The following is a 20297-nucleotide window of genomic DNA, read 5'->3' on the forward strand; positions in this document are numbered from 1 at the left end:
AGATCAGATAAGGGGCGACAAAGCTCCATTCTTCATCGCTGACATCACTGGGGTAAGGCTTGCGAGACATGCTGGCACTGTATCCAAGCTCAGCACCACCTCTCGGAAAAGTGCATAACACGCTCTAGAGCGTGTGATGACGCTCATCGAGAAACAGGCCCTGTGCCACACTACCGCCTCTACTCAAACAGGAGCGCGCCATGTCTCTGACCTTTTACACCCACCCCATGTCCCGCGGACGCGTCGTGCGCTGGATGCTGGAAGAAACCGGCCTGCCCTACGACACCGTGCTGCTGGAGTACGGCGGCAGCATGAAAGCGCCCGAATACCGCGCCATCAACCCGATGGGCAAGGTGCCCGCCATCCGGCACGGCGACACCGTGGTCACCGAAGTGGCGGCGATTTGCCTGTATCTGGCCGATCTTGTGCCCGAGAAACAACTTGCCCCGCCGGTGGGCGCGCCTGAGCGCGGCAGCTATTACCGCTGGATCAGCTTCATGGCGCCGCTGGAGCAGTTGATGATGGCCAAAGCCAACGGCGGCAACCTGCCCAAGCCGGAATCGGCCGGTTTCGGCACCGAGCAAGACCTGCTCGACACCCTGGAAGCCGCCCTCAAAGATCGCACCCATCTGGTCGGCAAGACCTTCACCGCCGCCGACCTGCTGGTATCCGCCTACGTGGGTTGGTATTTGCAATTCCAACTGCTGGAGCCGCGCCCGACCTTTCTCGCCTTTGTAGAAGCGCACAGTCAGCGCCCCGCCCGCCTGCGCGCCGATGCCATTGACGATGCCCTGCTGGCCGGGCAGAAATGATCGAACCGCGCACGTCCAGCCCCATCGAAATCCGCCCCAAGCCCCGACGGCCAAACGCTGGGGCAAGTGCGCTTTGACGGCGACACGGTGTAGCTGCAAGCGGGCGTTAGAGCGTGTTATGCACTTTGCGCTCCCCCGCGCTGGCCCCAAAACCGTGTAATCGCAAGGCGGCGCGCGCCGCCAAGGCTGGCTGCCTTGGCAAGCGAGAGGGCGCAGCGAGTGCATGGTTTTGGGGCCAGCCCGAAGGCAGAAGCGCCCCGGCATGCGCATTGCGGCGTTGCCGTCCTCTTGCACTGCACACGCCGGGGCGCTCTCGCGGGGGGGCGGAAAGTGCATCACACGCTCTAATCAATCCGCAAATCGTGCAGGCCGAAAGCCCCGGCGCGGCGGTCGGCGAAGAAGCGCTCCAGCGTGCGCTGGGTGGTTTGGAAAGCCAGCTCGTCCCAGGGGATGTCGGCCTCGGCGTACAGGCGCGCTTGCTGGGTTTCGGGGCCGGGGGCGAATTCGGGGCTGCGCATGGCGGCGCGGTAAAACAGGTGGACCTGGCCTACGCGCGGCACGCTGATGATGGAGAACAGCGGCCCCATGTCCACGTGGATGCCGGCCTCCTCCCAGGTTTCGCGCGCGGCGCCTTCGGCGGTGGTTTCGTCCAGCTCCATGAAGCCTGCGGGCAGCGTCCACTTGCCCATGCGCGGCTCGATGTTGCGCTTGCACAGCAGCACTTTGTCTTCCCACACGGGGATGGTGCCCACGACGTTGAGCGGGTTGAGGTAGTGCACGAGGTGGCAGGCGGGGCAGATGGCGCGCACGCGGGTGTCGCCATCGTCGGGCACGCGTTGCTCGACGGCATGGCCGCAGCGGCGGCAGTGGTGGATGAGGTGGCGCGATTGCATGGCAGAGGCGGGACTGGCAAAGGAAAATACAAGGATTTTTCTATATCAATAGGAAATAAAAATACCCTGTTTCGGCAATTCTATACTTAAATCGAATTTACTTTGATTTGACAATCTGGGCAAAGTGATCGAACGAGGCCGACGTGAGCGCCATGGGCGCATCGGCTTCGTCCAGCACCGTCAGGCCCGGCGTTGCGGTGATGTGGCCGATGGGGTGGATGGGCAGGTCGCCACCCCGGCCATCGGCGCCTTGACCGAGCGCCAGCACTTGCGCATGCCGCTCGGGCGGGGCGGTAAACAGCAGCTCGTAATCGTCGCCGCCCGCCAGGGCAAAGGCCACGCTCTGGGCGGTGCTCCAGCCTGCCAACGCGGGGGCGCGCCACAGCTTGGGGGCGGTGGCCAGCAAGGCCGGGCCGCTGAGGCGCGCACCCACGCCGCTGGCGCGCAGGATATGGCCCAGGTCGCCTTGCAAGCCGTCGCTCAAATCAATTGCGCTGCTGGCTACGCCCCGCAGGCGCTGGCCCAGCACCAGGCGCGGGGTGGGGGCTTCGAGGCGCTCGATCAGGCGTGCCTTGCAGGCGGCAACTGGTTCGGCAGCCGATGCGGTGATCGATGCCTTGATTGCTGCGACGGGCGCTTCGGCTTCGTCCCAGGGCGGCGTGTTTTGCAACACATGCAGCCCGGCACGGGCCTCGCCAATGGCGCCGGTGACGTACACCCGATCCCCCGGCCGCGCGCCGCTGCGCAGCAGTGCCTGGCCTTGCGGCACTTGGCCAAACACGGTGATGTGCAAGGCCAGCGGGCCGCGGGTGGTGTCGCCGCCCACCAGCGGGCAGGCGCTGGCGCGCGCCAGTTGCTGCATACCCTGGGCAAATGCGCTCAGCCAGCTTTCGTCGATGGCAGGCAGGCTGAGCCCCAGCGTAAAGCCCAACGGCGCAGCGCCGCAGGCGGCCAGATCGCTCAAGTTGACGGCCAGGGCTTTGTGCCCCAGGCGGGCTGGGTCGGTGCCGGGCACAAAATGGCGCCCTTCGTTCAAGGTATCGCAGGAGATGGCCAATTGCATGCCCGCCGCCGGTTGCAGCAGGGCACAGTCATCGCCCACACCCTGCACCACAGCGGGGCTGCGCATCTGCCAGTCAGGGCCACTGAAATAGCGGCGGATCAGGTCAAACTCGCCCATAGGCAATGCGGATGGCAATACGGGGGCAATGCGTAGGCAAGCGCATGGCGTCAGTGCAGCACGCGCGGGCCGGGCGGCAACGACAGCTCGCGGGCCAGGGCCGCATCCGGGCGCTCGCGCGCGTAGGCGTCCAGCGTGAACTCGGCGATGGGCGATTCGAAAACTTGGCCTTCTTCTGTCACGCACAGGTAATAACCGCGCATGGCACCCGTGGGTGTGCGCAGTTGACAGGCGCTGGTGTACTCAAACGTCTCGCCCGGCTTGAGCAAGGGCTGCGCGCCCACAACACCCAGGCCGCGCACCTGCTCGGTCTGCCCATCGCCGTGGCGAATCCACCAATGGCGGGCAATGACTTGCCCGGCCTGCGGGCCGGAGTTGGTGATGCGAATGGTGTAGGCAAAGCGGTACAGCCCCTGCGCGGGGCGGGATTGCTCGGGCAGGTACTGCGTGCGCACGTCAACGTGAAAGGGGATGCTGCTGGCCATGGACGTGATGGTAGAGCGTTTTGGGCGGGCGACTGCCTACTGGCCCCACTGCCCCACAAGCCTTTGCACGGGCACAGATGGCGCAAGGCATCACCCCGGGAGAATCATTTGCGGGCCGAAATCACGATGCCCGCCACGATCAGCGCGAACGCCAATGCGTGGTAGGCCTGCGGCGTTTCGCCCAGCAAAGCGGCCGAAAGAATGGCCGCAAACAGGGGGGTGAGGTTGGAAAAAAACGCCGCCACCGTCGGCCCTGCGCGCTGCACGCCCAGGCCCCAACAACGATAGGCGATCAGCGACGGCCCCACCGCCAGATACACCAGGCCCAGCAGCAAAGGCCAACCCCAAACGATATGCGTCTGCCCCACCTGCCACTCCACAGCAGTGGACAGGCCCGACCACACCAGCCCGCACAGGATTTGCGCCAACAAAAAAGCGGCCCAGTCGCCACGCAGATCGGCGGGCAGTTGCGCGCGCATCAGCAACCAGCTATAGCCTGCCCAGCACACAGCGGCAGCCAACATCAGCACATCGCCAGGCACCAGATGCAGCGCGGCCAGCCGCTGCCATTGCCCACCGGAGAGCACCACCAGCACGCCCGATATGGAGCACAGCGCCGCCACGCCCTGACGCAGCCCGGGACGCTCGCCAAAAAACAGTGCGCCAACCAGCATCATCCAAAGCGGCATGCTCGCCGCTACCAGCGTGACGTTCAGCGGCGTGGAGGTTTTCAGCGCCATGTACTGAAAAGCGTTGTAGCAACCCACGCCCAACAAGCCCATGAGCGCCAATGGCTTGAGCGAACCCGCCAACTGGGCACGCATCCCCCACAAGCGCCAGCCCAGCGGCAGCAGCAACACGACCGCCAGTGTCCAACGCAGCAAGTTCAGCGTCAGCGGCGGCACCAGTGGCGCCAGGACGCGGCCTACCACCGCATTGCCTGCCCACATCAGGGTTGGCAGGGTCAACAAAAACGCAGTAGCAGGCGAGAGAGTGGTACGCATAACAGGCAATGAAGGCAGACAAAAAGCGCGGGGCTGCGAGTGTAGAGCGTCCGGCGCGCAGGCCGCCTTCGCAAAATCCCCAGCCCAGCAACCGATCTGATCGAACCACGGCACAATGGAATGCTTTGCGCCGCACCGAAAAGCGGCCTTTTTCTCTCCCCGCTTTTTACGCAAACGCCATGAGCAACGCCCAAGAATCCATCATCGAATACCCACTGGAGTTCCCCATCAAAGTGATGGGTCTCAAGTCCGAAGCATTCATCGACGCCGTCAAGGCTATCGCTGCGCGCCACGACACCGGCTTTGACCCGACCACGGTCGAGCTGCGCGAGAGCCGCGAGGGCAAATACCTCAGCGTCACCATCACCATCACCGCCACCAGCCGCGAACACCTGGACGGCATCTATCAGGAATTGACGGCGCACCCACTCTCCAAAATGGTGTTCTAAGCCAACGCCACGCGCGCCACTTGCCCGTCATGAAAATCCGCCACTTGGGGCTAGCCGACTACCAACGCACTGTGGCTGCCATGCAGGCTTGGAGCCAGGCGCGCCACGCCCACACCGAGGACGAACTGTGGCTATGCCAACACCCCAGCGTCTATACCCTGGGCACCGCAGGCGACGCGCGGCACATCCTCGGCACAAACGCCATCCCCGTTGTGCAGTCCACACGCGGCGGCCAGGTCACTTACCACGGCCCGGGCCAAGTCGTGGCCTATCCCCTGCTGGATTTGCGGCGACGCGGTTTGTTCGTTCGCGATTACGTCACCCGACTGGAGGCCGCCGTCATCGAAACGCTGCGCACCTTTGGCTTGCAAGGCCAGCGTGTGGCTGGTGCGCCCGGCGTGTATGTGGCACTGGCCACCGCTTCACCCACGTTGCCCCCCTCACAGGCAGAGCCTGATGCGGACAAAGCAGCGCCATCGTTTGCAGGCTTGGCCAAAATCGCCGCGCTGGGCATCAAGGTCAGCCGTGGCTGCGCCTACCACGGCTTGGCGCTGAATGTGGCCATGGACTTACAGCCTTACCAGCGCATCAATCCCTGCGGCTACGCCCATCTAACCACTTGCGACATGCGCTCGCTGGGCGTGAACGCCGATTGGCATGCCGTGGCCGCTTGCCTGGCCGATCAGCTACAGGCGCAACTGCCGCCATAACAAGCGCTCGGCACTCGCCCTCGCCTGGCAAAAAAAGAGCCATACGGTCGTCCGTATGGCTCTTTTTATTTCAGAACCAAGCCATCCACATTTGGACGGCTTGGCCTTTCACGCCTTGCGATCAGGCAACGCGGCGGCGCAAACCCGCCACACCCAATGCCAAGGCCAGCAGCAGCAAGCCACCGAAGCCCAAGGTGGGTACGGGCACGACCGACGACGCTCCACCGCCAATCAGCGCACGTGTGCCGTTATTACCTGCGCTCAGTGCGGGGCCACCATTGCTGTCGTTAGCCGCCCCAACGCCGCCCTGCAACTCCAGCGGAGTGGACGGGATCTGGAACGCGCTGGTGGTGCACACGATCGTGCCGCCCTCCGCCAATGTGGCTTGCGGCGAACCAGGCGTGCAGCTCACAGTCGCTCCCGCAGGCAAGCCAGAGGTAAAGCCGCAGGCCACATTGCGCGCCACACCCGGCCCATTGTTGGTGCAAGTCAGCTCACAAGTTGCCATAGCGCCCGAAGCCGTGCAGACCATGGAGGAGGTCAGGTCAGGCATCTGCTGCTCTTGCTCGGCAAAGTTGTTGCCTGCCGAACCACCCGCTTGCAGCTTGGCGATGGTGATCACGCTGTCGCTGGTGGTACCAGGGTTGTTGCCGCCATTGACCGCACCACTGCCACCAGCAGTGTTGTAGGCATTGGTGTGACCAGCAGGCTGCTTCTCGGTAATGGTCAGCCCAGTTGCACCCACAGGGATGTTGCTGAACTCGTAGCTGCCGTCAGCCTTGGTGGTGGTGCTCACCGTCACGGGTGCACCGCCGCCAGGAGGCGTGTACGTCAGCGTCACGGTCACGCCGCCAATGCCGGGATCGGTGGCGTTGCCGTTGTCGGCCGTGTTGCCATTGCCTTCCACATACACGCGGCCAGAGACCGTGGTGACGGTGGCGGGCTTTTGCTCGGCAAAGTTGTTGCCTGCCGAACCACCCGCTTGCAGCTTGGCAATGGTGATCACGCTGTCGCTGGTGGTGCCAGGGTTGTTTCCGCCATTGACCGCACCACTGCCACCAGCAGTGTTGTAGGCATTGGTGTGACCAGCAGGCTGCTTCTCGGTAATGGTCAGCCCAGTTGCACCCACAGGGATGTTGCTGAACTCGTAGCTGCCGTCAGCCTTGGTGGTGGTGCTCACCGTCACGGGTGCACCGCCGCCAGGAGGCGTGTACGTCAGCGTCACGGTCACGCCGCCAATGCCGGGATCGGTGGCGTTGCCGTTGTCGGCCGTGTTGCCATTGCCTTCCACATACACGCGGCCAGAGACCGTGGTGACGGTGGCGGGCTTTTGCTCGGCAAAGTTGTTGCCTGCCGAACCACCCGCTTGCAGCTTGGCAATGGTGATCACGCTGTCGCTGGTGGTGCCAGGGTTGTTGCCACCATTGGCCGCACCGCTGCTGCCAGGGGTGTTGTAGACGTTCTCATAGCCCGAGGGCTGGGTCTCGGTAATGCTCAAGTTCGTTGCACCTACAGGAACGTTGGTGAACTCGTAGCTGCCATCGGCCGTGGTGGTGGTAGTTGCCGTCACGGGTGCACCGCCGCCAGGAGGCGTGTACGTCAGCGTCACGGTCACCCCGCCAATGCCGGGATCGGTGGCGTTGCCGTTATCGGCCGTGTTGCCATTGCCTTCCACATACACGCGGCCAGAGACCGTGGTAACGGTGGGTGGGGGCGGGGGCGGCGTGCCGCCAGCTTGCTTCTCAGCAAAGTTGTTGCCCGTCGAACCGGCTGCCGCCAGCGTCGCGATGGTGATCACGCTGTCGCTGGTGGTGCCAGGGTTGTTGCCACCATTGGCCGCACCGCTGCTGCCAGGGGTGTTGTAGACGTTCTCATAGCCCGAGGGCTGGGTCTCGGTAATGCTCAAGTTCGTTGCACCTACAGGAACGTTGGTGAACTCGTAGCTGCCATCGGCCGTGGTGGTGGTAGTTGCCGTCACGGGTGCACCGCCGCCAGGAGGCGTGTACGTCAGCGTCACGGTCACCCCGCCAATGCCGGGATCGGTGGCGTTGCCGTTATCGGCCGTGTTGCCATTGCCTTCCACATACACGCGGCCAGAGACCTTGGTAACGGTGGCCTGCTGGCGCTCACCGAAGTCATAACCGGTGGCTTTGGTATTGGCTGCCAGATTGATAGCGCTGATAGTGTCGCCAGCGACCGTGCCGCCCGCCGTGCCGGCCCGGTTGCCGGTGGTGGTGTAGTTTGCAGGCTGGGTTTCGACCAGCGAGTATTCGCCCGCTTCCAGATCGCAGAACAGATACTGCCCCGCGGCCAGACCAGAGGCAGGCACCGGGCACAGGCCGGGGCCGACCGCGTTGGCGGCTTCGCCATTGGTCGGGTTGTAGAACTTGTCAGCCGCAATGGCGGCGGTAGCTGTCACCGCAGTGCGATCGGGCATGCCCGTGCGCCGCAAGGTCACCGTCTGGCCACCCAAGCCGGTGTCGCCGCCTGCCGGGTCAAAGCCTGTGGTGGCACCATTGGCATCCGGATCGACGAAGACCGTGCCCTGGATGCTCGATGCGTACACGCGCACCTGCACGTTGTTCGAGGTCACATCAAAGCGTGCGCCCGTGCCTTCCTGCGCTGCAGTGCCTGCGCTGCCGTGGGCACCGCTGAAGTTGTTGGCGTACACATCGTCATGGCGCGAGCCGGGCGTATTGAAGTCGAACCGGAACGCACGGCTGGGCGCACCCGAGGTGAAGGGCTCGGTGTCTTTCATCAGCAGCGCCGTGGTGTTCTCAGGCACCGTCCAGTTTGCGCCAGCCTGGGTCGCCAGTATCCAGTTGGTGCTGCCGCTGTTGTTGGCACAGCCTGCCGCTGCTGGCACGCCCGGCGCGAACGCGGGCCAGTCGCCAGTGACGGCGGTGATGTTGCTGGAGCACTTGGGGTTGGTGTTGATGGTGGTCGGCAGGTCGGTCGTGTAATAGACCTGATAGCCGGTAGCCGCAGGCGCGCGCACCTGGGTCACTGGGCGCTGGCCACTGAAGCTGGTGTCACCACGCGGCGGCTCACCGTTGTAGGGCAGCACGTCGATCAGGCGGTGCTCTTCCACCTTCTCGTTGCCCACGTTCTGGTAGCGCAACTCCATGGTGAAGCCCGAGCCGATTTGTTTGACGGCATCGCCAATCACCGCCTTCTGCACCACGAGACCGTCGATGGCGCCCAGGCGCACGGTGCGCGTGGCTTGCCGCTCGACCAGACGCTGGCCTCTCGTTTGATCGGTACAAGTCAGGGCACCGCCCGTGAAGCTGGCCCCTGGGGCGCAACCACGGATCTCTACCTGGTTGATCAGCGAAGCATTGGGGATGTTGCCCGGCGCATTAAGCATGATTTGCGCTTGGAACTCCACCACGTCAATGTCCGCAGCCGGGCTGCTGGCGTTCACATTCGGCAAACGAATCTGCAGCGTGGAAGCGGCGAAAGTGGCCGATTGGTCGTCCAGATGGAAGTCTCCCGCCGGCACGGGCGCGCCGCCCCACTTGAGCGAGCCGCTGACAAAGCTCATACCCGCAGGGATGGTGTCGATCAGGATCAGGTCGTTCGGGATCGTCACGTTCGGCTGGTTTGACACCAGGCGCGGCCACAACTGGTAAGTCACGATCTGACCCTTGGTCTTGGGCACGACCGGGTTGTCGGCTGCGGGGCCGCCGGCAGGGTCAACGCCCTCAATGCCTTTGCGGATGCTGACGGACTGTGTGGACAGGCGCAGGCGGTCGCTGTAGGCATCGTCGCAGTAGCGGGCCGGGTTGGTGCTGGTCTTGCACGATGAACTGCCCGAACCCAAGAGCGTGGCATTGTGGTCGTTGCCCATGAAGGCGTGTTCAGAATGCTTCCAGTTGAGGGTTCCGGGCTCGAAGCCGGACTCGACGGAGGTCTGATACAGACCGTAGTTGGGAATGATGCTGCCATCAGGCCAGGTAGCGCCGTCCTGCGGGTTGGCGGGCAGCGTGTTCAGGTGCACGAACATCTGGACACGACCACTCACGGGGATGTTCACATTCACCAGGCGGGCCGAGTTGATGAACGGCACCAAGGCCGGGTTGGCCTCCAGCGCGCTTTGGGTGATCCAGCCGGAGGCCATGATGCCTGTGGTCGGCACACCGGCGGCAGCGGCAACGGCGCTCAGCGTGGAATCAGCGTTGTTGCAGCTGGCATCGCGCAGCAGGGTTTCATCGCCGTTGCCAAAGGCAGTAAAGCCGAACTGGACTTCCGCGTCCTCAGGCTGCCCACTGGCCGAGCTGGCGCCGCCCGCATCGCCCGAATTCCTGTAGAAGTGGGCATAGCCGGGGCTGTGGTCCCTGTTGGCTGTCGTTGCCGGAAGCTTCTTCCATTGGTAGGGACTGTTGGCGCCCAGCTGGGGGGTGCCCGGCGGCGCAGTCCAGATCCCGTGGGTGGAGGGGTCGAACAGGTCAAGCTTGAGCTTGCGGTTGTCCCAGTGGTCGCACAGCGAAACCTGGGCGGCGTTGACGCCTTTGTTCTCCCAATACACATAGGAGTCGACGAAGTCGTTCGGCCCGATCAGGTCGTTGCTCATGCGGTTGGGGCTGTTGACCAGCGGCGCGGAGCGGCCCTTGCTCGTGGCGTAGAACAACTTCTGGAACTCGCCCGAGCAGACGCTCATGTTGTTGGTCGTCACCACGTTGTTGGCCGGATCGTCGCTGGCGTTGGGCACGCCCGACAGACCCGGGGCGGTGAGTTCCTCGATCCGGTTCTGCGGCGAGTACTGGCAGCTGGTGCCATTGTTGGTCGCCGTATCCTTGGGGATCCAGACGCGGATGTAATGCAGGGCCGTGGCATTGGCCGCGCCAGGCCATGTTCCGGTGACTTCGCCCGAGGTCAGCGGCGGGTTGGTGGTGGAGGCAGTGACGGTGACCGTGCTGCCCGCCTGGACAAAGCTGTAGGAGCCGGTGCCAGCGTCTACCGGCACATTGGCTGGCACGCCGCCTGCGGGGAACGTGCGGTTGTTGCGCTCGCGGTAGCTTTCCACCCTGTACACGCAGGCGTCCGCGCCCAGGTTGCCGAGCGCGTCGGTATAGGTCCAGCCCTGCTGCAGCGACTCATGGCCCTTGGTCTGCGGGATGTTCAGGGCCACGCTGTAGAGCAGCGCCAGGCCCGTGCCAGTGGCCGCAGAGCTGCAACCGGCCGGCTTGTTGATCGCCCCGAGGTTGGCAATGTAGCGCTTGACGAGGTCGATTTGCGGCTTGGCCACCACGGTCACCCCGGGCGCGGTGGAGGTTGCGCCAGCGGTGTCTTGATCGGAAACGATCTTGCCGGTGACGCTGCCTAGCACGCTGCCGTTTTGAGCTTCGCTTCTGGTGCTGACATCAAAAAACAGCGTGCCGGACTGATTGGCGATAGGGCCATTGGGCGGGTTGGCACCGCTGCCAACCAGCAGACAGTCCACCGTGCGGCCATCGGCGCTGATGGCGGTGGCGGCATTGCGGCAGGTGCTCAGGCCGGCACTGGTGGGGGCAAAGCGAAACGGCTCCGTGGCGGGCAGGCTCACCGTGATACGAACGTTGTCTTGCTTCACAGGCGGCGGCGTGACTTGGTAGTCCACCTTGTAGCGCGCTTCGTCATTGGTGCACAGCACATCGTTGTTGGTATCCGCATCGAGCGTACAGGTACCAGTGCCATCGTGTACCTTGGCCACGGTGATATTGAGTGCGGCCAGGGCCTGACTTGACCACACGCTACCCAACAGCAATAGCGACAACGCCGCCAGCCGCTGTCCATTGCGCCGTAATGAAACGGCGCTTCGTTTTCTTGGTTGAACCCTCATAACAAAGAATCTCCTTTCGCAAGTACGTGGGTTTCTTGCACCGGCCCCATTGTGGAGCTCGGGCAATGGGGTATCCATGACCTCGATCAAAACCGAAGGCCTGCAGCACTGCGCCCCACTCTCGCTGTGCGATCTGGCGATTGTTCCATTAATGCGAGGTCAATCACCCCTTTTCTCCTATGGTTTGGGGCAATTACCCCACAAAAAAGGGCGAAAGAGCGCCCAGCCCTTTCGCCCCACGGAGGTTTTTCCTGTCCCTGGCTTACGCCACCTTCTCCACCCGCACTGGCAGGCCCTGGCGTACGACGGCGCCGGAGACCCAATCGATCCAGACGTTGTCGTGCGCCGGGCGGGTCGGGTCGGTAAAGCCCAGGCGGTTGAGGTTCACGCCCCGGCCATGCTGCGGGTTGTGCGCCGTGGGCTTGCCATCCACCAAGTGCGCCACTGTGCCCAGTTGGGTGTGGCCGTAGCCGTACTCGATGGCGATGGCGCCTTTGGCGATGCCGCCGCGCACCAGCGCCACGCCTTGCAGCGAGCCGCCGGGGGTGGTGACGCGGATGTGGTCGCCATTGGCAATGCCCAGGGCCTGCGCATCCTCGCGGTTGATGGAGATGGGGTTGTGCGGGTGCACCTGGCGCAGGCGCGAGGCGGCGATCGACATGGAGCTCATCAGGTTGGATTTGTAGGAGCTCATGGTCAGCGGCCAGTCCTTTTCCGGGTAGTGCTCGCGCATGGCGCTGCCGTCGGCAAAGCGGGTGGGGTACCAGGTGGGGCAGCCGCTGTAGCGCTCGCCGGTCATGGAGTGGCGCATCTTGGCCAGCGGCTCGTGCCAGATTTGCACCGGCTTGGCGTAGGCGGCCTTGATGTGGTCGCCCTTCCAGGCTGCGTCGATGCTGTCAAAGCGCCCGCCACGGCTCATGACCATGGCCACGCGGCGCACTTCCTCGGGCGCCAGGCTTTGCTCCAGCTCGGGCATCCAGCGCGTCAGGCCGGTGATGGCGATGTCGTCGTCGCTGGCCTCGGGCACGGGCTTGCCGGCCTGGTAGGCGATGTTGCCCATGCCGCGCAGGAAGAATTGCTCGGGCGTGTCCAGATCCAGCGGCTGACCGTCCTTGGTGGACATGCCGTTTTTGCCAAAACCGGGCAGGCCGAGCTTTTTCGCCACGGCAAAGAGGAAGGTTTCGCAGTTGATGGGGCGGCCTTCAGCGGTTTTGGCGGTGGCCGGCTCGACCACGGGCCAGCGCACGGTGGAGGTTTTGGCGATCACGTCGGCCCAGGGCGCGCCGATGCCCCAGCTTTCGTAGGTGACGGTGTCGGGCACGATGTAGTCGGCCAGCGCAGTGGTTTCGTTGATGAAGGGGTCGATGGAGATGAACAGCGGCAGTTTTTTGGTGTCTTTGACGCCTTCGACCAGGGCCTGCTCGAAGCCGCAGATCGAGTACACCGGGTTGCTCATGTGGTTGATCCAGGCCTTGATGCCGTAGGGGTAGCCCATCAGGCCGGCGGCCAGCATTTCGCTGCTCATGGGGCCGGGCGCGGGATACCAGGGGGCCTTGGCCGGATAGGGGTTTTCGCCCGCTTCTTTTTTGCGCTTGAATTCGCTGGTTTTCTCGTACGGAAAGCGCGTGCGCGAGAGGGTTACGCCCTTGGCGGCGACCATGCCGTCGAACTTGGCGAAGTTGTAGCGCGGGCCGGGGCCGAAGGGGCCAAACGGGCCTGCATCGAGCACCCAGCCGCCTTTGACGTTGAGGTTGCCGATCAGGTTGTTGAGCATGGCAATGGCGTAGGCGGTGTAAAAGCCCGCGCCGCTCATGGTGCCGCCGTGGGAGTTGGCGACAGCGCGCTTGCCGTGGCTGGTGAATTCGCGCGCCAGGTCTTCGATCTCCTTGACGGGCACGCCGCACAGGTCGGAATACTCCTGCAAGGTTTTGAGCCGGGCCTGTTCGCGCAGTTTGAACAGCGAGCTGCACACGGCCACTGGCACGGGCGGCAGGGGCGCGGCGGCTTGTTGTGTTGCTGCAGGTGCGGCGGCCTGCCCCTCGGCGGCAGGGGCTGGCGCGGGTGCGGGCGGCAGGATTTCCACCATGCGCTCGACGAACAGCTCGGCAGCTTGGGCCACGGTGTGTGGCGCCAGCGTGCCATCGGCCAGTTGCACGACGTACACGTCCTCTGCCGGGGTTTTCTCGTCCTTGGGCGCAGGCATGGGCCAGCCCATGTCGGCGCCGCGCAGGAACTGGCCGTAGCGCGGGTGCTTGGGGTCGTTGATGAGCAAGTGCGTGGCATTGCTCCACGAGGCTTCGCCCGCCGCAGTCATGGCCGCAGGGCCGGGCTGGGCAAGGAATGGGGCGTCGTAGCGCTCGTTGTCGATGATCCAGCGGATCAGGCCCATGGCAAAAGCCAAATCGGTGGCGGGCTTGATGGGCAGCCAGCGGTTGTTGTCGCCTGCGGCGTGGCTGGAGGAGGTGGGCAGCAACGGCGAGACGACCACGTACTGGTAGGTCTTCTCATCGCGCGAGCGCGCCTCGGCCAGCTCTCGGCCCATGCGCTGGAAGGGGTTGCCTGCCTGCGCGGGCGCGGTGCCCAGAAACAGGCCAAAGCGCGAGTTTTTCCAATCGGGCTTGCCGTGCTTCATGGCCGGGATGTCGCCCAGCGCCGCGGCCGTGCCCACGCGGTAGGACTGGCCGCAGTAAGCGCCGTGGTTGGCCACGTTGTTGGTGCCAAAGGATTGTTTGGCAAAGCGGTTGATCAGCGGCTTGCGGCCTTCGTTGGAGGCGTCGGTGAACAACAACTGGTTGGCCTTGGGGCCGTATTCGGGGTTGTCGGGGTCGATGGGCGTTTGCACATCGCGGATGGCGCGCAGGCCTTCCACGTGGCCTTCGCCGAACAGGTCGCCGCCTTCGCAGACTTCTTCAATCAGTTGCTCAAAGGAGATGGTCTGCCACTGGCCCGAGCCGCGCGGCCCCACGCGCTTGAGCGGCGCGAGCACGCGGTGCGCTGCGGTTTGGTGCTCGAACATGGACGAGCCGCGCGCGCAGGAGGTGGCGCGCCCCTCCAGGCCGTTGTCGCCGCCCAGCATGGCGTAGACCTCGCGCACGGGCGTTTCCATCGGCGCGTGGTGGGTGGTGGCCAGCGGGTGGTAGGGGTTGCCGGCCACGCGCAGGATTTTGTTGTTCTCTGTATCCACGCGCACGCGGATACCGCACTGCGTCCAGCAGCCCAGGCAGCTCGAGGGGCTGACGACTTGGCCGGGCTGTGTGTCCAGCAGGCCGGTGGCGGGGTTGATGCGGAACTCTGGTTGCAGCGAGTTGCCGCGCGTGGCATTGGCCGTGGGCACGCCCGAGGTGCCGGTCAGCAGGCCCTTGGCGCCCTTCATCAGGGTTTCGCCATAGCCTGCGGCAAAGGCCGCCGCACCGCCTGCCACCAAGCCGCCGCGCAGCAAGTTGCGGCGCGTGGCGTTGGGCTGGGCCGATGGCGCAGGGCTGGCCGCCGGGGCCGCATTGGCGGGGGGGACAGGGGCAATAGGCCGTTGGGGTTTGTCTGTCATGGGGATCGTCCTCTTGTTCTCAGGTGTCTGGTTCATTTTTTTCTAATTACAAATCAGAGGAAATTAAACCTAATTTCTATCATGCCGAAACAAGGTTATTTTGTTTCCTATGGATTTGTAACAATCTTGATTCTCAAGGCATGGTAGCCGCCAAGGTCGCGCGGCCATCGCGCTGCGGCCACAGCTCCAGCGCCCACAGCGCCAGCGTCAGCACCGCAATGCACAGGCCGAACACGCCCAGGATGCCCATCAGCCCTTCACCGCCCAAGGGCATGTGATAGACGTACAGGCCTGCACCGTACTTGGGCACGCCTTGCACGCCCATGAACAAGGCCCAGCGAAAACCCCAGGCCGCCGCGCACACCGCCGTGCCCAGCGCCACGATCATGGGGCGCGAATGCAGCCACCAGGCCGGGCGCAACCACAGCACCATCACGATCACGCCCAGAATGACCGACAGCCACAGGCTGATGCGCCAGATGGGAAAGTACGCATACAACTGCTGCGCGGCCAGGAAGGAGGGCAGTTGCCACACATAACCGCTCACCGCCCAAGCGCAGGCCACGGCCAGCAGGGCCACGCTCAGGGCCAGGCCCAGTTTGCCCAGCCAGGCGCGCACGGCCACGTCCCGCCCCGGCGCCATCCACAGCGTCAGTCCCAGCATGCAGCCCACGGCGGCCAACCAGGCGGTCAGCGTCAAATTCAGCGGCACCCAGGGGTTGTTCCACAAGGGGCGCGAGCGCACGATGGCCACTTCCGCACCGGTGTACACGGCGATGGTGATGGCCGACACCACCAAAGCCAGCGAGAGAATGCGCATCCAGCGCTGCCAGCCCAGCCACCAGGTGGCGCACAGCCCCAGCGAGAGGGTGACGAACACGGGCAGCAGCAACGCGCCCAGCGACATCCACGACCACGGCGTCAGATACGCATAAAAGTGCCAAAAGCGCGCGGGCTGGTGCAAATCGGCCAGCAGGGCCACCGGGGCGCTGATGGCCGTGACCGCCAGCAGCACCATCGCCAGCGGCAACGCTTTGGCCGCTGGGCGCTGCTCGGGCGCCCACACGCCCCACGCTGCCAGCATGGCCGCGCCGGTGGCCATGCCGATGAGAAAGAAATACTGCACGGCCCAAGGCAACCAGGCCGCTTCGTAATAAGGCGTCAACAACTCGATGATGTCCATGGTGTTTCTCCTTGCCTATTCATGTGTGCTCTGGATCGGGTGGCGCGCTCAATGCTCGGCAATCAGGCGCACGCTGGCTTGCCCATCGATGCCATTGACGAACTCATCGGGCAGGCCGATGTAGAACACGCGGGGGGCGGTATTCATGCCGGGTTTGAGGACTTTGATCTCCTCCTTGGACTCGGCCATGCGGCGGTTGATCTCGCTGTTCGGGTCCATCAAATCGCCAATCACGCGCGCGCCGCCCACGCAGCTCTCCACACAGGCGGGCAGCAGGCCCACCTCCAGGCGATGCTCGCAGAACGTGCACTTGTCGGCCGTTTGCGTCTCGTGGTTGATGAAGCGCGCGTCGTAGGGGCAGGCCTGCACGCAATAGCCGCAGCCCACGCAGCGAGTGTTGTCCACCAGCACCACGCCATCCTCGCGCTGAAAGGTCGCCTGCACGGGGCAGACCGGCACGCAGGGCGGGTTGTCGCAGTGGTTGCACAGGCGCGGCAGGCTCACCATCGCGGGGGCCGTGCCATCGTTGCGGTCGATCTCGTACTGCAACACCGTGGTGCGGAACTGCCCAATGGGCGGCTGGTTCTCCGCCGAGCAACTGACCGTGCAGGCCTGGCAGCCGATGCACTTGCGCATGTCGATCAGCATGCCAAAGCGCTTGCCTTCCATGCCGGGGCGGCGCGGCGGCTGGTCGTTAATACCCGCCTGCGCGGGCAGGATGGGGATGACCGTGGCCGTGGCGCTCAGCCCCAGCAATTGCTTGAGAAAGCCGCGCTTGCCGCCCGGCGCAGGCGCAGCGGCTGACTTGGCGCAGCCCTCGCTCTCGGGGGCATTACCACAGCGACGGAAAGGGTTGGGGATGTAGGGCATAGGGGTCTTCTCTGTTTCTTTTTGCTTTGTACGCATCGCCCCAATTGGGACGACACACGAAGCGTAGAGAGCCGCTCGCCCGTTGAAAATCAGAACATCGGCAGTCGGAATAGATGAAATTACCTATTGGCTTAGAGCGCGTGATGCACTTTGCGCTACAGCACCGCGCGCAGCTCGTGCGCTGCCTCTTGCAACAGCGGCAAATACACGCGCTGCAACTGCGCGGCGCTATCGCCCGCGGTGCGCACCACCACATTGAGCGCGGCATGGGTGCGGCCTTGCATATCCAGCAGCGGCACGGCCAGGGCGCACACGCCGCATTCGTGCTGTTCGCTGGCCAAGGCGTAGCCCTGGCTGCGCGCCTGGGCAATGGCGGCATGCAGCGCGTCCGCCTGGGTGTGGGTGTTGGCCGTCAACCGCGCCAGCCCAGCAGGCAATAGCGCCTGCTGTGCCAGCCAGGCATGCAGCTCACCCTGCGGCAAGGCGGCCAGCAGCACCTGCCCGGTGGAAGTGGCATGCAGTGGCAGGCGCGCGCCCAAATGCAGGCCATGCGGCAGCATGGGGCCAACGCGCTCCAGCGGCCCGCTGCGCGCGACGATGACGCCCTCGTGCTGGTCGCGCACCACCACGGAATGGGCCGCTTGCGAGCGCAAGCTGAGCCGATTAAGCACCGGCTGCACCAGCCTCGGCAGCCGCGCCGACGCCAGATAGCTGCCGGAAAAGCGCAGCACTTTGGGCGCCAGCCAAAAGGCGCCGCTGCCATCGGTTTCCAGATAGCCCAGCGCTGCCAGGGTCAACAAATGCCGACGTGCGGCGGCGCGGGTCAGGCCCGCACGCTCGGCTGCCTGGGTGGCGTTGAGGCGTTGGCGCTGGGTGTCGAAGCTCTCCAGAATCGCCAGGCCGCGCGCCAGGGCGTCGATGAAATCCTGTGTTTTGACAACCGGCTCCTGGCTCATGCCGCCTCCCTTGCCAATGGGGTGTTTTGCGCGCTATGCGCGCAGGCTGCGCGCATAGCGCGCAACGACCGCCGCCGCCCGTGGAACCTGACGCTGCTGCGCCCTAAGCTGGACTTTTCACTGTTCACAACACACCAGGAGACTTTCCCATGCGCACCCAGGTTGCCATCATTGGTGCAGGCCCCTCCGGCCTGCTGCTCGGTCAATTGCTGCACAAAGCGGGTATCGACAACATCATCGTGGAGCGGCAAAGCGCCGAATACGTGCTGGGCCGCATCCGCGCCGGGATTCTGGAGCAGGTGACCATCGATTTGATGGACGAGGCCGGCGTGGGCCAGCGCATGCACGCAGAAGGGCTGCCGCACACAGGCATTGAATTGCTGTTCGAGGGCCAGCGCCACCGCATCGACCTGCAAGCGCTCACCGGCGGCAAAAAGGTGATGGTTTATGGCCAGACCGAACTCACCCGCGATTTGATGGATGCCCGCCAGGCGCTGGGCCTGCCCACGGTGTACTCGGCCGCGGATGTGGCCGTGCACGACTTCGATGGCGAGCGCCCGCGCGTGACCTTCCAGCGCGAGGGCCGCAGCGAGACGATCGAGTGCGACTTCATCGCCGGTTGCGACGGCTTTCACGGCGTGTGCCGCGCCAGCGTGCCCAGCGGCGCCATCACCGAGTATGAAAAGGTCTATCCCTTTGGCTGGCTGGGCCTGCTGTCGGACACGCCGCCGGTTTCCGAGGAGCTGATTTACGCCAACACACCGCGCGGCTTTGCCCTGTGCTCGCAGCGCAGCCTCTCGCGCAGCCGCTATTACCTGCAAGTGCCGCTGACCGACAAGGTGGAAGATTGGAGCGACGAGGCCTTCTGGAACGAGCTGCGCCTGCGCCTGGACGAAACCGCGCGCGAGCGCCTGGTGACCGGCCCCTCGCTGGAGAAAAGCATTGCCCCGCTGCGCAGCTTCGTGGCCGAGCCGCTGCGCTTTGGACGGCTGTTCCTCGCGGGCGATGCCGGGCATATCGTGCCGCCCACAGGGGCCAAAGGGTTGAACCTGGCGGCTTCGGATGTGCATTACCTCTCCACAGCGTTGATTGAGTATTACCAGGAACGCAGCCAGGCGGGCATCGACCACTACTCCCAGCGCAGCCTGGCGCGTATCTGGAAGGCCGAGCGCTTCTCCTGGTGGTTCACCAATTTGATGCACCGCTTCCCCGCCGAAGGCGGTTTTGGCCAGCGCGTGCAAGAGGCGGAACTGGATTACCTGATCCACTCCCAGGCCGCCTCGACCGCCTTGGCCGAAAACTACGTGGGCTTGCCGATGGCTTGAATCTCGGCAACAGCATCCGTCAAGCGACGGGTGCCATGCCTGCCGCTTCGATCACTTTGCGCCAGCGCAAAGTGTCGCTCTCCAGCAGTTGCGCCAGCCCCTCAGCCGTGCTGGCCGCCGGGCGCACCCCCAGGCGGGTGAGTTGCTGCTGCACTTCGTCCTGGGCCAGCGCGTGATGCACAGCGGCATTGAGCCGCTGCACGACAGCGGGCGGCGTGCGCTGAGGCACGGCCAAGCCGTTCCAGGAGCTGACCAGAAAATCCGCCAGCCCAGCCTCTGCGGCCGTAGGCGTATCCGGCAACAGCGGATGGCGCGCGGCCGCCGTCACAGCCAGCGCGCGAATGCTGCCAGCCGTCACATGCGCCAGCAGCGGGCTGAGGATATCCACCGCCACATCGATCTGGCCGCTGCGCAAGGCCGTGACGACTTCTGGCGAGCTTTTGTACGGCACCACCAAAGCGTCCACACCGGCCTGAGCCTTGAGCATTTGCGCAGTCAGATTTTGCGTTGAACCTACAGCAATCGTGCCGATGCTGAGCTTGCCAGGCTGATCCTTGGCAAAGCGCAGCATTTGGGCCAGGTTTTGCCAGGGGGCGTCCTGGCGCACACACACGGCCAGGTCGAAATGCCCCAACGTGCTCACCGCCTGCAAATCGCGCCGCGCATCGAACGGCTGTTTGGGGAACAAGGTGGCACTGATGGCGGTGGCGTTGCTGATAAGCAGCAGCGTGTGCCCGTCAGGCTGCGCGCGCACCGCCGCACTGGTGGCGGTGATGCCGCCTGCGCCGGGGCGGTTGTCGATCACCAGCGGCTGGCCCAGGTCGGCCTCCATCGCCCGCGCCACGGTGCGCGCCGTCACATCGGCCACGCCGCCCGCGCCAAAGGGCACGATCAAGCTCAAGGGCTTGTGCGGCCAGGCTGCACGTCCTTGCCCTGCTGGGGCGGTTTGCGCGAGCGCGCCCGGCCAGGCAGCGCACAGGCACGCAGACGCTCCGACCAGCAGCAGCGCCCTCCGGCCTAATACGGGTGTGGCTTCATCCTCAGTGGCACAAACATCAAGCATGG

The 20297-nt window shown here is 64.7% G+C and carries 14 protein-coding genes; 4 read left to right on the top strand and 10 right to left on the bottom strand.

The genetic code is table 11. From position 1 onward, the window contains the following. Positions 1-200: 200 nt before the first annotated feature. A complete protein-coding gene (locus EBQ26_RS11315; RefSeq protein ID WP_122239232.1) occupies positions 201-812 on the top strand; it encodes a glutathione S-transferase family protein in 612 nt (203 codons plus the stop codon). Positions 813-1156: 344 nt separating this feature from the next. Here EBQ26_RS11315 and EBQ26_RS11320 read toward each other — a convergent pair whose 3' ends face one another. From EBQ26_RS11320 to EBQ26_RS11335, 4 genes are all read right to left on the bottom strand, one after another. Then, positions 1157-1705 (bottom strand): NUDIX hydrolase, encoded by a 549-nt coding sequence (locus tag EBQ26_RS11320; RefSeq protein ID WP_122239234.1) that lies wholly within the window; start codon positions 1703-1705, stop codon positions 1157-1159. 97 nt (positions 1706-1802) lie between these two features. Next, the gene (gene thiL, locus EBQ26_RS11325) at positions 1803-2885 is read right to left on the bottom strand and encodes a thiamine-phosphate kinase (protein WP_122239236.1); all 1083 of its coding nucleotides are present in this window, start codon (positions 2883-2885) and stop codon (positions 1803-1805) included. Between the two features lie 50 nt (positions 2886-2935). Beyond that, positions 2936-3370, bottom strand: a complete 435-nt coding sequence (apaG, locus tag EBQ26_RS11330; protein ID WP_122239239.1) for a Co2+/Mg2+ efflux protein ApaG — start codon at positions 3368-3370, stop codon at positions 2936-2938. Between the two features lie 104 nt (positions 3371-3474). Beyond that, a complete protein-coding gene (locus tag EBQ26_RS11335) occupies positions 3475-4374 on the bottom strand; it encodes a DMT family transporter (RefSeq protein ID WP_122239241.1) in 900 nt (299 codons plus the stop codon). 179 nt (positions 4375-4553) lie between these two features. Here EBQ26_RS11335 and EBQ26_RS11340 point away from each other — a divergent pair, with 179 nt between their 5' ends. Both EBQ26_RS11340 and lipB read left to right on the top strand, forming a co-directional pair. After that, positions 4554-4823, top strand: a complete 270-nt coding sequence (locus EBQ26_RS11340; protein ID WP_122239243.1) for an HP0495 family protein — start codon at positions 4554-4556, stop codon at positions 4821-4823. 29 nt (positions 4824-4852) lie between these two features. Then, complete coding sequence (gene lipB / locus EBQ26_RS11345) at positions 4853-5533, top strand: lipoyl(octanoyl) transferase LipB (RefSeq protein WP_122239245.1); 681 nt, start codon at positions 4853-4855, stop codon at positions 5531-5533. Between the two features lie 121 nt (positions 5534-5654). Here the strand turns inward: lipB and EBQ26_RS11350 are convergent, their stop codons facing one another. The 5 genes from EBQ26_RS11350 to EBQ26_RS11370 form a co-directional block, all read right to left on the bottom strand. Further along, positions 5655-11264 carry a beta strand repeat-containing protein gene (locus tag EBQ26_RS11350; RefSeq protein ID WP_238944339.1) on the bottom strand — a complete coding sequence of 1870 codons (5610 nt, stop codon included), beginning with the start codon at positions 11262-11264 and terminating at the stop codon, positions 5655-5657. Between the two features lie 352 nt (positions 11265-11616). Continuing rightward, a complete protein-coding gene (locus EBQ26_RS11355; protein ID WP_122239249.1) occupies positions 11617-14898 on the bottom strand; it encodes a tetrathionate reductase subunit A in 3282 nt (1093 codons plus the stop codon). A gap of 133 nt (positions 14899-15031) precedes the next feature. Continuing rightward, the gene (nrfD, locus tag EBQ26_RS11360; protein ID WP_122239251.1) at positions 15032-16081 is read right to left on the bottom strand and encodes an NrfD/PsrC family molybdoenzyme membrane anchor subunit; all 1050 of its coding nucleotides are present in this window, start codon (positions 16079-16081) and stop codon (positions 15032-15034) included. Between the two features lie 48 nt (positions 16082-16129). After that, positions 16130-16951 (bottom strand): sulfate reduction electron transfer complex DsrMKJOP subunit DsrO, encoded by an 822-nt coding sequence (dsrO, locus tag EBQ26_RS11365; protein WP_122239253.1) that lies wholly within the window; start codon positions 16949-16951, stop codon positions 16130-16132. A gap of 155 nt (positions 16952-17106) precedes the next feature. Then, positions 17107-17907, bottom strand: coding sequence for an IclR family transcriptional regulator domain-containing protein (locus EBQ26_RS11370; protein ID WP_122239255.1), 801 nt, complete (start codon positions 17905-17907; stop codon positions 17107-17109). A 149-nt stretch (positions 17908-18056) separates the two neighbouring features. Here EBQ26_RS11370 and pobA point away from each other — a divergent pair, with 149 nt between their 5' ends. Continuing rightward, positions 18057-19232, top strand: a complete 1176-nt coding sequence (gene pobA / locus EBQ26_RS11375) for a 4-hydroxybenzoate 3-monooxygenase (protein WP_122239257.1) — start codon at positions 18057-18059, stop codon at positions 19230-19232. 19 nt (positions 19233-19251) lie between these two features. Here pobA and EBQ26_RS11380 read toward each other — a convergent pair whose 3' ends face one another. Next, the gene (locus EBQ26_RS11380) at positions 19252-20295 is read right to left on the bottom strand and encodes a Bug family tripartite tricarboxylate transporter substrate binding protein (protein ID WP_122239259.1); all 1044 of its coding nucleotides are present in this window, start codon (positions 20293-20295) and stop codon (positions 19252-19254) included. Positions 20296-20297 lie beyond the last annotated feature (2 nt).

This window comes from Allofranklinella schreckenbergeri, assembly GCF_003703475.1.
GTDB lineage: Bacteria > Pseudomonadota > Gammaproteobacteria > Burkholderiales > Burkholderiaceae_C > Lampropedia > Lampropedia schreckenbergeri.

Excerpts from the sequence above, each read along its gene's own strand:
- nrfD (WP_122239251.1), bottom strand. The coding sequence starts at position 16,081 with ATGGACATCATCGAGTTGTTGACGCCTTATTACGAAGCGGCCTGGTTG.
- EBQ26_RS11335 (WP_122239241.1), bottom strand. The coding sequence starts at position 4,374 with ATGCGTACCACTCTCTCGCCTGCTACTGCGTTTTTGTTGACCCTGCCA.
- EBQ26_RS11340 (WP_122239243.1), top strand. The coding sequence starts at position 4,554 with ATGAGCAACGCCCAAGAATCCATCATCGAATACCCACTGGAGTTCCCC.
- EBQ26_RS11315 (WP_122239232.1), top strand. The coding sequence starts at position 201 with ATGTCTCTGACCTTTTACACCCACCCCATGTCCCGCGGACGCGTCGTG.
- EBQ26_RS11355 (WP_122239249.1), bottom strand. The coding sequence starts at position 14,898 with ATGACAGACAAACCCCAACGGCCTATTGCCCCTGTCCCCCCCGCCAAT.
- EBQ26_RS11380 (WP_122239259.1), bottom strand. The coding sequence starts at position 20,295 with ATGCTTGATGTTTGTGCCACTGAGGATGAAGCCACACCCGTATTAGGC.
- EBQ26_RS11320 (WP_122239234.1), bottom strand. The coding sequence starts at position 1,705 with ATGCAATCGCGCCACCTCATCCACCACTGCCGCCGCTGCGGCCATGCC.
- thiL (WP_122239236.1), bottom strand. The coding sequence starts at position 2,885 with ATGGGCGAGTTTGACCTGATCCGCCGCTATTTCAGTGGCCCTGACTGG.
- dsrO (WP_122239253.1), bottom strand. The coding sequence starts at position 16,951 with ATGCCCTACATCCCCAACCCTTTCCGTCGCTGTGGTAATGCCCCCGAG.
- apaG (WP_122239239.1), bottom strand. The coding sequence starts at position 3,370 with ATGGCCAGCAGCATCCCCTTTCACGTTGACGTGCGCACGCAGTACCTG.
- pobA (WP_122239257.1), top strand. The coding sequence starts at position 18,057 with ATGCGCACCCAGGTTGCCATCATTGGTGCAGGCCCCTCCGGCCTGCTG.
- EBQ26_RS11370 (WP_122239255.1), bottom strand. The coding sequence starts at position 17,907 with ATGAGCCAGGAGCCGGTTGTCAAAACACAGGATTTCATCGACGCCCTG.
- lipB (WP_122239245.1), top strand. The coding sequence starts at position 4,853 with ATGAAAATCCGCCACTTGGGGCTAGCCGACTACCAACGCACTGTGGCT.